Source organism: Rothia koreensis, assembly GCF_052232265.1.
Lineage (GTDB): Bacteria > Actinomycetota > Actinomycetes > Actinomycetales > Micrococcaceae > Rothia > Rothia koreensis.
Map to the genome: position 1 here is coordinate 981,240 of NZ_CP197643.1, position 14,612 is coordinate 995,851.

Consider the following 14,612-nt stretch of genomic DNA (forward strand, 5'->3'; position numbering starts at 1 on the left):
ACGGGGTCTCCGGGTCAGAGCAGTCCCGAGGTCAGGCGACAGACGTTCTCGAGCGCCTTCAGGCGCAAGGGGCGCTGGCGCCACTCGTCGTAGTTGATGGCGAAACTGGTCTCGAGATATTCATCGGCGATCTCCTCGAGCTGGCCGGTGATCTCCTTGTCCAGGATCAACAGTGACACCTCGAGGTTCAGGGCGAAGGACCTCTGGTCCATGTTGGAGGAGCCGATGAAGGAGACGTCGTCGTCGATCAGCATGAACTTCGAATGCAGGACCGTCGGCGCGGGGTAGAGGTGAATGTTGATCCCGTTCTCCAACAGGGCCTCGTAATAGGACCGTTGCCCGAAGTGCGGGAAGAACTGGTCGCCCTTCTCGCACACGATCACGTGGATCTCGACTCCGGCCTGGGCGGCCGTGGTGAGGGCCATCTTCAGCGAATCGTCCGGGACGAAGTACGGGCTGCAAATGATGATCCGTCGCTCGGCGTTGTAAATCAGGTGGTTGATCAGGCGAAGGTTGTTCTCCGTCTCGAACCCCGGCCCGGAGGGGACCACCTGTGCGCGCACCCCCGAATCGACGGCGGGCAGGTCCTGGTCCACCTCGTCCAGCAGGAGGTCGCCGGTCTCCGAATACCAATCGGAGATGAACAGGGCGTTGAGTTCGTCGACCATTGGCCCCTCGACCCGGAGCATGAGGTCTTTCCACGCCAGGTTCTTCCTGAGGTTGGCGCGCTTGTTGTAGGACCGGTCGATGATGTTCTGGGAACCGGAGAAGGCGACGTCGCCGTCGAGCACCAGAATCTTGCGGTGGTTTCGGAGGTCGGGCCGCTGGTATTCGCCGCGCCAGGGGCGGATGGGCAGGGAACGCCGCCATGAGATCCCCGAATCGTTCAACATCTTGACCAGCCGGCTGTATCCCGGGTAGCCGGCAGACCCCAGCTGGTCCACCATGATGTGGACCTTGACGCCCCGTCGGTGCGCGCGGAACAGGGAATCCAGCAAGGGCGCGCTCGTGGCGTCGTACGCGACGATGTAGAACTCGAAGTGCACGTACTCCTTGGCCTTGTCGACCTCCTCCGCCATGAGGTTCATGGCCTCGTGGTTGTCGCGAATGAACTTCAGGTGGTTGCCGCCGGCCATGGGCAGCGACCCGAGCTTGTAGTTCAGCTTGGCGGCCGCGATATCCGGTTCCCGCAATCCGGTCGCGTCGCCCAGGATCGGTTGATCACCGATCTGTTCCCGGATGATTTCGTTCATGTGCGTCTGGCGCTCGCGACGACCGCGCGGCAAATACGTCGAACCAATGACCAAGAAAGCCACGATTCCCACATACGGAATCAGGAAAATCGCCATGAGCCATCCCAGAGCCACGGACGGCTTCCGGTTGTACGGAATCCAGCAAATGGCGACGACGCGAATCAACATATCGATGACGACGAGCGTCGTATCCGCCCACGTTGGCAAACCGGGGATGTTCAGGAGCGAGTAGGTCACGGGCCAAGTCTACGGGAGGAGGGGGTGGTCTCGTCTCGGTCCCAAGGGATCAGGCTGCCATCCTCCCGGTCCTCATCGGAGGCGGACGGCCTGGTCGGACGCGGTCCGTTCGCCCGGGAGGATCCCCTGGATCCCGCCGATGCACCGCGATGCCGGGAGAGGGAGGTCAGTGCAACCACCAGAAGCAGGACCACACACGCTGTGAGGATTCCGATATTGATCCAGATATTGTGAACGTCAATGTTCGCGTACGGAGGGTTCTGCCCGGCGGCATTTTCTCCGGACGGAAAGTAATTGCCCGGAAACCCATTGATGAATACATTGGTGGCCTCCGGCCGCCCGAACTCGAGGCCCGAGCGGAAAACCGTCCCACGACTCCACGGCAAGGGAACGAAAGTCGCGTACCTCTGGATTCTGTCGACGACGACGTAAACGGCCCACGCCCCCACAACGTACAGCCACCACCGATGCACACGGGACATCCCGAGCGCGATCGTCGCCAACAACGCGCAGAACGTTGCGACTCCGACCGCGGCTTCGAGCCCGTAGAACAAGACCGTCGACGTCAGTTCCTCCGCCGGAGGCGTGTGTGACCGATGGACGGATGCGATGACCACCTGTCCGGCCTGGATGAGCCCCATGACGAGGCACGTCTGGATGGTGGGCGGAATGGAGAGTGATATGCGTCTGGGCAGGCTCACGACGGCAGCGGTGGAGGAAGCCGGCCGGACGGCCGAGAGGATCAGGAATCCGGTGTACACCAGGAGAACGGTCCACGTCACGAAGACGATCTCCGGAGTCACGGATCGCAGCCAGGGGGCGGACACGGACTGCGCGCCAGAGAACCGGTTCAGGATTCCCGGGGTCCAGATCACCAGCATGCCCGCGAAATACAGCGGCAAATGGCTCAGCACGGACCTCAGCGGTCGGGGTGCGTCCTCGCTGAGGGCCCGCAGATACGGCTGGCCGTTCTTGTCCATGAAAAGTCCTCGCGTCGCGGTCGGTTCAGCCAGAATACCGTGACGTCGCCACGGCTAGGCCGTACGCGCTCGTGCGCGCCGGAGACCAACCTTCGGAACACGAGTGGGCCCGCGCGAGAGACAGCTGCACGCCCTCAGGGGGCGCCGTGTAGGGAGGCGGGTTTTCGAACGATCCCTCGGCGTGGTCCTGATGCCCCGCCATCAGAATCGCTCGGTGTGCGTGCAGCAACCCGGCGTAGGCAACGCCCGGTCGCAAACGGTCTGCGTCGGCATACACGATCCAACCCAGCCGGTGCTCTCCCAAACTGCGGCAGACCCCGGGAAGATGTTCGGAAGCGACACCTATTTGTGGGAACACGAGGCCGAGCACCTGCCAGGCGGAAAGGACGGCGGACGGATCCGGGCACGGGCGGCCGTTCAGAAGGTCCCGGGCCGCCAGAAGCCCCGTGCGGAACTCCTCCGGCAGGCCCTGGATGGCCATCGAATGCATGCGCAGGGCGGCTTGGAACGCGTCGTAGCGGGCCTTCTGGATCTGCCCGTCCAGCCACGGGGCGGGGGCCCCTTCTTCCTGCCAGTCCCCGGCCAGCCACTCCTGGTCGATGGCGTGGTCGGGATACGGGTAACTCGCGAGCTCCTCCCGAAGAGAACGCACCGATTCCTTGTTGTCCCGCAGGTCGTCGCGCAACGCCTCGTGGGCTGCCCGCAACTGTCGGAGTTCTCGGTGCACCCGGTCGACCCTTGCCTGTGCCGATTCTTCGTCCGCCTGGGCGAGGCTCTGATCCCGACGCAACTGCCCCAGCCTCTCGCGCCAAGGGATGCGGTTTCGCCCGAACGTTGCCAGGCGCGCGATCATGCGAGGCTCGTCCCTCAGATGGGCCGCTATCGCGTCGCTGTACTCCATCGACTTGGCCCGGGCGGCCTGGTGGGACCGGCTGAGCCCGGCCAACTCTTCTTCTTTCTCCTCGATACCGGAGGTCGACTCGGCGAGCGCCTCAGCAATGTCCGTCACCACGTGTTCGTTGCGCAGGAGCATCGGGACGACCTCGTGGAATCTTTGCCTCTCCGCGAGCAGGGACTTGACCCTTTCCACGTTCTGCAGGACGGTCCTGGCAGTCTCGTCCCAGGTCTCGTAGTCCTCGGGACCCATGGTCGGGGAGGCGTGGTTCAAGGTGTTGAGCACCATGTCGATCGCCCGGACGGCGTCCACGGTCTGTCCGTCGGCGAAGCCTTGGTAAGGGCTCTGAGCGGTCATGCCGGGGAGGATGCGCACATGCACCGAGGAGCCTGCTTCGGATTCGGACGTGGCCCGCAACGGCGACGACCGGACGAATTCGAATCCGGTCAGGTCCGGATGAAGGGCGAAAAGGTGCCGCCCCGAGGACCAGCTCAGAGCTTCGGGATCGAACAGCTCCGCCGGGTCGGGGATCCGGGCCATAGCGACCGCCCTCCGAGTCACGAGACCCGCGACGACGTCGTCGGTCCATTCGGGCTCCGGGGCCCCGGCCGCCGTGCTGCGGGGACAGGTCCACAGGCCTTCGGACTCTCCGAGCTCGTTGAGCGAGGCATTGATGGCGAACTGCGTGGACACCGAGGGTCGGCTGAGGTGGAAGGTCCCTTCCGGAACCATCCGGGGTGCCACCGCGTAGTAGAGGGCCTCCCTGGAGTCCTGGACGCGTTCGAAGGGTTCCGCGGCGTCGACCCCCAGCAGTCCGGCGGCCGCCTGCCGGAACCGGGTCGTCTCCGTCGCGAGATCCAGATCCTTCGCCGCCGGGTGATTGAGCTGGGACACGTCCCCGGCCGCGCTCGGCGGGGGACCCAGGACGCTGCGAATGCGCACCGGAAGATTTTTGGCCCGGTCGGGGAACACGTCGGGGAGCCTCAGAAAGTCTCTGGTGTATCTGACGGCCGTCACGAGGTCGGAGCGTTCGAGCATACGACGGCGCGGACGATCGGGTCGACGTCGGCCGGTCTCGTCGGGAACGGACCGGGGCGTCTCCTCGCGAGGGCCGTTCGCCCGGATTCCGCGCATCCGAACCCCGTGTTCGGCCCAGGTCCGAATCAATCCGTCTCGCCAGGCTCGTGCGGCCTCGGCATAGGTTTCGGGCAGATCCGCCGTCCCTGCTTCTGCCCCCGCGGCGACGGCGGCGGCCCACGCGGTTCTCGAGAGCTCGAGCGAGTCCGGCAGGAGTTGACCGTCTTCCGAAACAGCCGCGGCAAAGAGCGCGGTCAGCTCGGTGCGGCCCCTGGTCTCCACCGGGGCGAAGCCGGCATATTCGAGCAGCCGCCGATACCTGACCAGGCCGGCGAACACCGTGTGGTGCCACGAACGGTCCCGCGCGGAGCTCGAATGACCTGTACCGGGTTCCCACGGCATGTGGTGGCCCGAAAGGTAGTCCTTGACCGTGATTGACCGGCTGGACGCGCCCGGTGAGGGGAGAACCCGGGGGCTGAGCTGGGCCACGGAACGCCACAGCTCGATCGGGTCATCGTGAATACGGGTCCGCGCGGTCATACAAACTAAGTTACAAGCCATGGATCGTGGCCCGAGTCAGGGGGTTTAGTATTAAGCAAGGTGTGGCTTGTCAGCCACCGTACGGGCACCGGCTCTTCTCTCGTGCCGAGGGAATCCGACTCGGGGCCGCCGTCCCCGGGACCCAAGGATCTCGACCCCCGATCCGCGGTTGCCCGCACGTTGTACCAATGATCCGTCGTCCAACCCCCTGAGGAGCCCATCCCACAGTGACCAATGGCCACATCCGCGAGATCGTGTCGTTCGCCCCATCCAAAGCGGACCACATACCGGCAATCCGGATCGCGGCGAGTGTGGCCGTGCCGCTGGCGGTGCTCCTCCTCCTGAGGCGGGTGGATCTCTCGATCTACGCGTCCTTCGGCGCATTCACCTCGATCTACGCCCGCCAGGAACCCCTCAGGGACAGGCTCAGGCACCAGTCACAAGCGGCCGCTCTGCTCATCGCCTCGATCGGCGTCGGTCTCGCGCTCGCATACCTCCAGCCCGGACCTTGGGTCGTGATTCTGGTGTGCGCGCTGGTCGGCGGCGTGGGCGCAATGATCGGCCTGATCCTGACCCTGCGACCGCCGGGAGGGCTGTTCTTCATCTTCGCTTCGGGCGCGGTCGGCTCGATGCCGACAACACCGCCCGTCCTCCTGGCCCTCCTCGCGGGGGTGGGCGCCGCCGCCTGGTCGATCCTGGCCGGCATGGCCGGGTCCTTCCTGGGCGAGGGGCGCAGGGGACCGGTGGCCCCCGTGCCGGCCCACCACGGCCAGACCAGGAAACAGATCCTGCAGCGCGGGCTGATGTTCTTCGGCGCGGCGGCGATCGCCGGCGTGCTGGGTCAATTGCCCGGACTCAGCCATGCGTACTGGGCCATGGTTGCTGCGGTCGCACCCATCGCCGCCCCGAACGTGACCGCCCGGCTGTACAAATGCATCCAGCGCATTGTCGGCACCTTCGGAGGAATTCTGATTGCCGCGTTCCTCTTCTCGACCGGCCTGCACGAGTGGCACATGGCCGTTTACGTGGTCATTCTCCAGTTCCTGGCGGAGGCCTACGTGATGAGGAATTACGGGTTCGCGATGTTCTTCGTGACACCATTGGCACTCATGATGGTGCAACTGGCACATCCTGCCTCGCCCACTGAGATCCTGACCGCTCGCATGGCGGAAACCGCCATCGGCGCCGCGGTCGGGTTCGTCCTGATCCTGCTCACCCGGACGCCGGCCGAGCGGGAAGCAGACACCCAGGCCATGCCCATCCTCCGCCACAGCGATCGCAAGAAGAAGGTCTCATGACATCTCGACGCCGACGCATGAACGCAGCGGGTCTCAGGAAACAGGCCTCCAAGGTCCTGAAGTTCTCCATCGTTCTGCCGCTGTTCATGACCATCATGTTCCCCCTGGTCTACGGGTTCAGCATGCACTCGCCGTCCCCGCACGGCCTCAAGGTCGCGGTCATCGGCTCCGACCAGAAGACCGAGCAGCTCGCGTCGAAGCTCAACGCCACCTCCGGAGGCGCCTATGAGGTCTCGGCGGTCGGATCGACGGACGAGGCCAAGGACAAGATCGAATCCTTGGAGATCCGTGCGGCCTGGGACCCGCAGACCAATACGGAATACGTCGCGACGATGGGAGCCTCCACGGCCGCCCAGTTCGCGGAGGCGTACTTCGAGAAGGCGGCCCCACAGATCCTGGTCCAGTCCGGGCAGTACCAGGATCCCGGGGACGTGCCCAAACCAACCGTGGACGACCTGGTCCCACCCCCGCCCAACGACGGGATGGGCACCTCCCTGATGTTCATGGGGCTGCCCGTGCTGATCGCCAGCTTCATGACCGCGGTCGGCCTGAGGAGCAACCTGGCCCAACTCAGTGCCAAGGTCGCGATCAGCATCATGGGAATCATGGCGCTGTTCATCGCGACGGTCCCGATGTTCATCGCATACGCGGTGCACGGAGCATTCTCCGAACACGGTTTGCCCGTGTTCTGTCTGCTGGCTTTCATGTCCTTTACCGTGATGCTGTTCCACACGGGCGGACTCAGACTCATCGGGCTCTACATGGCCCTGCCGACAATGTTCCTGCTGGTTCTGCTGGGTATCCCGTCCTCCGGGGCGGGGATGGCGATCGAACTCGTTCCGCCCGTATTCCAGGGGCTCCACAAGATCCTGCCGACTCCGGCCCTCATGGAGGCCCTGCGCAGGATCCTCTACTTCCCGAACGCGCCGCTGAGCAGTTACATCATCACGCTCATGGTGTGGTTCTTCCTGGCCCTCATTCTGCTGGCGTCGTCGTTCCTGAAGAGGCCCAAAGCCTCGGACGATGACGCCCTGTCCTCCGAGAAGGAGGACGCGGACCCTGTTCCGGCGGGCACGGGCCGCCACATTCGGCGGACGTACTCCTCGCCCGGGTTCCGGCACTACTTCGGGAGCCGGAGACTGGTCTCCGAGGAGCAGATGAAGAACCGCTTCGGGCTGGTCCATGCCTTCAAGCTGCCCGTCATCATGATGATCGCGTTGCCTCTGATGTACATCGGCCTCGTGCACGCTCCGTCGCCGAACCACATGAAGCTCGACGTCGTCGTCTCCGACCAGACCTCGGAGAAGCTCGCGCAGACCATGAAGGAGCTGCCTTCCTCCGAATACGAGGTGCGCACGGTCGACGACGCCGACCAGGCACGTCAGGACGTCACCGAGAACAAGGCCCGCGCCGCGTTCGTCCCGGCGTCCGCCGCGGGGGACATTTCCGAGCGGAAGGACCCGGCCTCGTCCGTCCTGTACGTCGCCACCGGCAACGGGATGCAGGCCGAGAGCTCGGTCGAGAAGCTCTTCGGAACCCTGACTCAAGGGAAACCGATGGAGAACGTGGACGTCGCCCCGACGGACGGGCACGACAAATTCGGCATGTCGATGATGTACCTCGGCATGGGCGGAATCGTCGGGTCGAACCTGGCCGGAATGATGATCGGATTGGTCGGACGAGGCTGGCACTGGGGCAGACGCGTCGCGTGGGTCATCGGGGTCGCGGCCGCGAACACGTTCCTCCAGTACGTGATTTCGGTGCACGTGGTCCAATTCCTGCACCCGGGTGCACCGTGGACGGTCTGGGGGATTCTGTTCCTGACGTCTCTGACGATTCAGTTCTTCACCCTGGGCGGGGCGCTGTTCCTCCGAAATTCGGTCATGCTGATTTCCTTGCCCCTGTTCGTCATGTGCGGTGTGCCGAGTTCGGGGCTGTTGCTGCCCCTGGACATGGCCCCACACCTCTACACGGTGCTCAACCACCTGGTGCCGAGTTCGGCGGCGCTCGGGGCGATCAGGCTCCAGGTGTACTTGCCGGAGGCTTCGATCCGCGGGGACATCGTCCTGGAGCTCGTGTGGTTGCTGATCGGCATTCTGCTCTACACCGCGGGCCACCTGTACGTGGAGCATCTCAAGCGCAAGAATGCGGATGAGGAGCTGGCGGACGCGCGACAGTACGAGGACGAGGACCCGGGCGATTTCGAGGGCAGGGTCCTGACCGGAACCGAGAACCCGGAGACGCGCCAGATGCGCGCCCTCCGGGTCGAGCACGAGAAGGCCGCGCAGGGCAAGAGCCAACCCTGACCCCGCACTGCCTCCCGGGGCGGGTCAGTTGGCCGTACGCACCTTGCGTTCGGAGGCCACGGCCTTCGCCAACTCGTCCAGGGCCGACCGCCAGCCGTCGACGACGGTTGCGTGGACCTCGCGGGGCAGAGGGCCCTGGCTCACGACGACGCGCGTGCCCTCGGTCCCGTCGATCTCGCGCGGCAGGAACTCGATCCGGTGAAGGACCGTCGCATCCGAGGCCTCGCCGTCCGGGCCGGGGAGCGACTCACGGTGTTCGAGGAGTTCGCCGTCGACCACGCTCACGAACGTCGAGTACAGCGGCACGGCCTGTCCCGGCTGGGCGTGGTTGACCATCGCAAGCCGGAACGTGCCTCCGGGCCGGGGATCGATCGAGATCGTGTGCGCGGGCACGATCCACCCTTCCGGGCCGTACCATCCGGCGAGCCGCAGCGGATCGACGAAGGCCCCGAAGACGTCCTGCGGCGGTGCCGGGACGTCGCCGGAGACCGAGACGATCTGGTCCGTCGGGACCGTGGTCAGAATGCTCACTTCTCCGCCTTCCTACGCGTAGTACCTACCGAGGAACTCGTCGCGGTACTGAAAATATTCCCCGGAGGCGATGGTTTCTCGTGCGGTATCGACCATGCGGACGATGAAACGCTCGTTGTGGATCGAGGCGAGCGTCGCGGCGAGGCGCTCTTTGGCCTTGAACAGATGGTGCAGGTACGCCTTCGTGTAGTGCGCGCAGGTGTAACAGTCGCACCCGTCGTAGATCGGGCTGAAATCCGTCTTGAAGCGGGCGTTGGACACGTTGAATCGGCCGTCCGGTGAGTACACGGCGGCGGTCCGTGCCACGCGGGTGGGGGAGACGCAGTCGAAGGTGTCCGCTCCGTTCTCGATCGCCACGAAGATGTCGTCCGGTTCCGAGATGCCGAGCAAGTGCCGAGGCTTGTTCTCGGGAAGCTCTTCATTGCACCAACGGACGATCGTCCCCAGATTCTCCTTCTCCAGAGCCCCGCCGATGCCGAAGCCGTCGAACTCCATGTCACCCAGGTCTCGGCACGCCTTCCGGCGGAGATCCTCGTACTGGGCACCCTGAATCACTCCGAACAGCGCCTGGTACGGCTTCTCGGACCTCTCTCGCGTGAGACGCTGGTGCTCCGCGATGCATCGCATGGCCCACAGGCGCGTCCGCTCGAGGGCTTCCTCCTGGTATCCGCGGGAGTTGTAGAGCGTGGTCAACTCGTCGAAGGCGAACATGACGTCGGCTCCGAGCCGGTGCTGCACGCTCATCGAGACTTCCGGCGTGAATCGGTGGAGGTCCCCATTGAGATGGGACTTGAAGGTCACGCCGTGGTCGTCGACGTGGGCCATGCGCTCTTTGCCGCGGGCGACGTCGTCGTCCCCCACGGGTCTGCCGTCCGCGCCCCGGGTGCCCTCGACCGTTCCCATGTCGATGACCTTCTTGAACCCGGAACCCAGGGACATGACCTGGAAACCGCCCGAGTCCGTGAAGGTCGGTCCTTCCCAGTTCATGAACCGACCGAGACCGCCCGCGGCATCGAGCACATCCGGACCCGGCTGGAGGTACAGGTGATACGCGTTGGCGAGCAGGGCCTGCGCCCCGAGGTCCTCCATCTGACCTGGCAGGACCGCCTTCACGGTCGCCTTGGTCCCCACGGGGACGAAGGCGGGCGTCCGGATCGTGCCGTGCGGAGTGGTGATGACTCCCGTTCGGCCGAGGAATTCGCCCCCGTTGTTGCGGTTCAGGGCCGCGGAGGAGGAATCATTGCCCGAAGTCTCGGCGAGCCGGGCGCCGAGATCGAAACGAAAGCTGGGGTTGGGAAATTCGGTGTTGGACACCCGACCTATCCTAGATGGTCCGTGGGACTCAGGAAGCCAGGTTCGGCAGGCCCTCGATCATTCGTTCGGAGGTCTCCCAGAGCCTGTATGCGGTCAACGGATCCTGGCCCTGACGGGCGATGCTCGCGGGCTTCTTCCTCGCGAAGTATCCGCCCGAGCCGAAGTCGACCCACGGCTCGGCCTCCGCGAGCCAGACAAGGGTGTCTGCCCCTTGGTCCGGACCGGTGAGCAGCTTCTGCACGGGACCGCGATAGAGGGCCTCGACGCCGGCACCCGCAGACTCCTGAGCGAAATTGCTGCTGATCACTCCCGGGCGGAACGAGGCCGACGCAAGGCCGAGGTGGCCGTACCTGCGTGACAACTCCTGGGCGTGGAGCAGGTCGGCGAATTTGGCGTTTCCGTAGGCGGTCCGTGGATCGTACCGCTTCTCGGCATCGAGGTCCTCGAGCGAGAAGCGCGAAAAGAGCCGGTGGGCCATGGAGGACGTATTGACCACGGTGGCGTTCGATGAGATGAGCCGGTCTATGAGCAACCGCGTCAGATAGAACTGCGCGAGGTAATTGACCTGGAAGGTCATCTCGTGGCCGTCGGTCGTGATCCACCGGCCCTTGCCGAAGATGCCGCCCGCGTTGTTGGCCAGCACGTCGATTCGGTCGGTGGATTCGACGATGTCGGACGCGAGCGCGTGCACCTGAGAGAGGTCGGAGTAGTCGGCGACGAAATGGCGTGCACCGATCGACTCCGCAACGGAACGCGTCTTGTCCGGTGAGCGCCCGACCACGACGACGTCATGCCCCTCCGAGCTCAGCCGACGCGCGGCCGCGGCCCCGATGCCGTCCGAGGCACCGGTGATGACGATGGTCTTCTTGGTGTTCTCTTGCATCAACAACGTCCCCATCCTGCGTAGGCGAGGGCTCTGCGGACCAGATCCCCGCTTCCGCCTTCGAATTCTTCCTGGACTTCTTCTCGCAGTGCCTCTTCCGGGGTGAGCCAGGACAGCTGCAGGGCGTCCTGGCGCGGTTCGCAGTCGCCATTCACCGGGATCACGTAGCAGAGGGCTACGGCGTGCTGTCGGTCGTCGGTGAGGCCGGACTGGGACGGATGAGGGAAGTACTCGGCGATCGTGAACGGGGTCAGAGAGGGCGGCAACTGCGGCATCGCAAGGGGCCCGAGGTCCTTCTCGAGATGGCGCAACAGGGCCGCCCGCACGGTCTCCCGATAGTGGACCCTCCCCGAGACGAAGGACCGGATCATGTTGCCTTCGTCGTTCGGTCGTAGCAGGAGCCCCACGTCGCTGACGCAACCCAAGGGGTCCAGCGTCACTGGGACGGCCTGGACATAGACCATGGGCAGTTGCTGTCGGGCCTGAGCCAGCTCTTCTTCCGAGAGCCAGCCCGGAGTGGGATCCGGGGTGCGTACTCTGCTCATGATTCGGTTCTATCTCACGGGTTGGTGTGATGCCTAGCCATTTGGGGTTTTGTTCGGGAGGTTCGGCTACCCGCTGAACCGTCCGGGGCGCCGGGGCGGCCACGGAGTCGCGAGGTGGACGCTGTGCCGCGAGATGGCAACTATGTGCGTTTCACCCCGCGAGGTGGCAACTATGTGCAGTTTTGGGCACCAAAACCGCACATAGTTGCCACCTCGCCCTCAAAACCGCACGTCATTGCCACCTCGGCGTGCGGACGGCGGCGCGCGATGGGGTTGCGTGGCGGTTGGCCGTTTGGGAGGGGGCAACCGGCGACGTCGTCGTGCCCGGGATGCCCTGTTATGTGGCGGTTACCGGAATGAGGGGCGTTGACCCCCGTTAGGTGGAGCTCCAGCCCCCACATCAGGGAGGCGATCGCCACCGAATCGGGCAACCACCACCTCAACGAGAGCCCCCATGCCGGGGGGGGGGGGGGGAGGAGGAGAGAGGGAGCCTCCGAACCCGTGGCCTACGTCAGCCGATGGGCGGCCTCGAGGATGGTCCATGCCTGAATCTGCGAACTCAACTCGACCTTGGCCCCGGTGCCGAGGGTCTCGGCGCTGTGGCGGGTGGCGTCGGGGGAGAAGAGAACCACCGACTCGCCTCGGATCTCGTTGACGTCGATCCCCGGTTCGTTGAGTGGCAGATCGGGGTCGTATTCTCGCCGGCCGGCCCACAGCAACTCGCCCGTGGCGATGACTGCCTCCCGGACGGCGCTTCGGAGCTTGGGATCCACCCGCGCGTCCTGGGCAGCGTTCGCCAGGTAGCGGGCCAGGATGCCAGCGAACAGTCCGCCGTCTCCCGAACCGCGGGTGTCGAGCACACGGAATTCCGTGTCTCCCTCCATATGAGGGACGGTGAAGCGCTCCAGGACCAGCCTGATGACGTCCTCGACGTGCCGAAGGTCGCTGCCGGGGATCTCCAGGTGCGCCCCGATAGCAACACCCTGGTTGTAGGGGAATGCGGCTTCTTGGAGCGCGTGTTCGCGGGACCCGTCTCGCTGGAGCACCAGTTTGATCCCGTCCAAGTAGCCCTTCTCCGGCGACCACAGATTGCTGCGGAACCAATCCACGAGCCGACCAGCGGCGTCGTACTCGCCGGCCCTGGCCAGGGCGATCGCGATGGGGCCGGACGCGGGAAGGTTCTTGAAATCTTCCGCCTTGGACCAGAAGGCCCCACCGCCGAGGTCCTCTGTCACGGCTTTGCGCAGTTGGGGGTAGAGGATGCGGCCGACTTCCTGGGCCGGGGCCGAACCAGCGCCGTTGACCTGGTGGGAGAGCGCGTTGAGTCTCTGCGCGGCGAGGACGAGCCAGGCCATGTCGTCGTAGTAGGCGTTCACGTAGGTGCCGAAATTGTGGACCCGGATGCCGCGGAGCAGCCGGTGGCACTGGTCGATGACCCATTTGGCGTCGGACTCGCGCCCGGACCCGGCGGCTCGCTTGCCCGCGTCCACGAAGGCGTCCAGGAGGTGGGCCTGCCACCAGTAGTTCCAGTCGGTGACCTTTTTCCGGAACCCTTGGACGGGCGGGAGCGTCGGTTCGCCGATCAGGGTTCCCGGTACGTGCATGAGCCGGTGAACGAACAATCGGTTCACGGAGTACGAGGCCCGTTCGGCCCGTTGCGCATATTCTGCCTTGTCCTTCTGTTTGGCGCTGAAGAACAGGCCGCGGGAGGCCGTGACGGTGCGGGACCGATCGCTCGGGGTGTTCGGCGTGGTCGGATGGGTCTCGTTGCTCATGGTTCCTCCCGGTCTGCGGCTCCGATTCCGGTGGAATCGGCGAACGTGCTGATCCCCAGGTTACGGTCTGATCGGATGCGAAGGTACTCCTGAGTGAACGGATGTTTGAGGAGGACTTCCCGGGCCAGCAGCTGGAGCCGACCGATGGGGCGCTCCAATTCATCGTTCCTGATCTGCGGGTACAGAGGATCGCCGCAGATCGGCCTGCCGAGGGAATTCATGTGCACTCTGATCTGGTGGGTCTTTCCGGACAGCGGGTTCGCTCCGTACAGACCCCAACCGGAATCGCCGAGCTCCTTGAGGAGCAGCACGCCCGTGACCGCGTTCGGCGGTCCCTCCACCTCTCGGGCCTGGAGGGAGGACGAGTCCTTGACGATGCGCGACCGGACCATGTGAGGCTCCTCCGGGTACTTCGGCAAATGTCGGGGAGGGGCGACGTCGTCCGCCTCTGGCCTCTCAGGGGCCGTCGGTTCCAGCGGGGCGATGAGTTCGTACGTCTTCGACACCCGTTGGAGCTCGAACAGTCCCTGGAGCGGGCCGCGGGCCTCGCGTGTCTTGGCGAAGAGGAGCACCCCCGCCGTGAGCCGGTCGAGTCGGTGCGCGGGCGATAGTTCGTCGTTACCGGTGCTGTTCCGCAGTTTTGTGACCGCGGTCTGCCGGACGAAGGACCCGCGGGGCGTCACCGGGAGCGAATGAGGCTTGTCGACCGCGAGCACGTGGTCGTCCTCGTAGAGGATCGGCAGGTCTCCGGGCAGCTCGGGCTCGTCGGGAAGGGGACGGAACACCCACACGTGGCCGCCGGGCACGAACGCGGCGTCGAAGTCCAGCGGGGTGCCGTCCGCGTCGAAGACGTCTCCTCGATCGAAGAGGTCGCGGGTGAACCCGGCGTCGTGCGGTGGAAATCGATCGGTGAGGAAGTCCGCTACGGTCCCGTACCCACCGCCCTCGGGAAGTCTCACGCGTGTTGGTGAAACGCCG

At 65.2% G+C, this 14,612-nt stretch carries 11 protein-coding genes; 2 read left to right on the plus strand and 9 right to left on the minus strand.

Features of this window, described 5'->3' with window-relative positions; all coding sequences use genetic code 11:
* Positions 1-14 precede the first annotated feature (14 nt).
* The 3 genes from cls to ACTSLZ_RS04235 all read right to left on the minus strand — a co-directional run bounded on the left by cls (position 15) and on the right by ACTSLZ_RS04235 (position 4,982).
* Positions 15-1,421, minus strand: coding sequence for a cardiolipin synthase (cls, locus tag ACTSLZ_RS04225; protein WP_443096089.1), 1,407 nt, complete (start codon positions 1,419-1,421; stop codon positions 15-17).
* A 65-nt stretch (positions 1,422-1,486) separates the two neighbouring features.
* Positions 1,487-2,470, minus strand: coding sequence for a hypothetical protein (locus ACTSLZ_RS04230; RefSeq protein WP_443095823.1), 984 nt, complete (start codon positions 2,468-2,470; stop codon positions 1,487-1,489).
* A gap of 25 nt (positions 2,471-2,495) precedes the next feature.
* On the minus strand, positions 2,496-4,982 hold the full coding sequence (locus tag ACTSLZ_RS04235; RefSeq protein ID WP_443095824.1) for a hypothetical protein: 2,487 nt from the start codon (positions 4,980-4,982) through the stop codon (positions 2,496-2,498).
* A gap of 227 nt (positions 4,983-5,209) precedes the next feature.
* On the opposite strand from ACTSLZ_RS04235, the gene ACTSLZ_RS04240 reads away from it, so the two are divergent.
* Positions 5,210-6,280: an FUSC family protein gene (locus ACTSLZ_RS04240; protein ID WP_443095825.1), complete on the plus strand. Its 1,071-nt coding sequence runs from the start codon at positions 5,210-5,212 to the stop codon at positions 6,278-6,280.
* Complete coding sequence (locus ACTSLZ_RS04245) at positions 6,277-8,586, plus strand: ABC transporter permease (protein WP_129315157.1); 2,310 nt, start codon at positions 6,277-6,279, stop codon at positions 8,584-8,586. Before ACTSLZ_RS04240 ends, ACTSLZ_RS04245 begins: the two co-directional genes overlap by 4 nt.
* A 24-nt stretch (positions 8,587-8,610) precedes the next feature.
* Here ACTSLZ_RS04245 and ACTSLZ_RS04250 read toward each other — a convergent pair whose 3' ends face one another.
* The 6 genes from ACTSLZ_RS04250 to ACTSLZ_RS04275 form a co-directional block, all read right to left on the minus strand.
* Positions 8,611-9,117, minus strand: coding sequence for an SRPBCC family protein (locus tag ACTSLZ_RS04250; RefSeq protein ID WP_443095826.1), 507 nt, complete (start codon positions 9,115-9,117; stop codon positions 8,611-8,613).
* 12 nt (positions 9,118-9,129) lie between these two features.
* Entirely contained in the window at positions 9,130-10,431 is a 1,302-nt protein-coding gene (tgt, locus tag ACTSLZ_RS04255) for a tRNA guanosine(34) transglycosylase Tgt (RefSeq protein ID WP_443095827.1), read from the minus strand.
* Positions 10,432-10,459: 28 nt separating this feature from the next.
* The gene (locus ACTSLZ_RS04260; RefSeq protein WP_443095828.1) at positions 10,460-11,314 is read right to left on the minus strand and encodes an SDR family NAD(P)-dependent oxidoreductase; all 855 of its coding nucleotides are present in this window, start codon (positions 11,312-11,314) and stop codon (positions 10,460-10,462) included.
* Entirely contained in the window at positions 11,314-11,859 is a 546-nt protein-coding gene (locus tag ACTSLZ_RS04265; RefSeq protein ID WP_129315153.1) for an NUDIX hydrolase family protein, read from the minus strand. Before ACTSLZ_RS04265 ends, ACTSLZ_RS04260 begins: the two co-directional genes overlap by 1 nt.
* A 506-nt stretch (positions 11,860-12,365) precedes the next feature.
* Positions 12,366-13,634 carry a glycoside hydrolase family 76 protein gene (locus tag ACTSLZ_RS04270; protein WP_443095829.1) on the minus strand — a complete coding sequence of 423 codons (1,269 nt, stop codon included), beginning with the start codon at positions 13,632-13,634 and terminating at the stop codon, positions 12,366-12,368.
* Positions 13,631-14,593 (minus strand): pseudouridine synthase, encoded by a 963-nt coding sequence (locus tag ACTSLZ_RS04275; RefSeq protein WP_443095830.1) that lies wholly within the window; start codon positions 14,591-14,593, stop codon positions 13,631-13,633. The genes ACTSLZ_RS04270 and ACTSLZ_RS04275 overlap by 4 nt, the downstream gene beginning before the upstream one ends.
* Positions 14,594-14,612 lie beyond the last annotated feature (19 nt).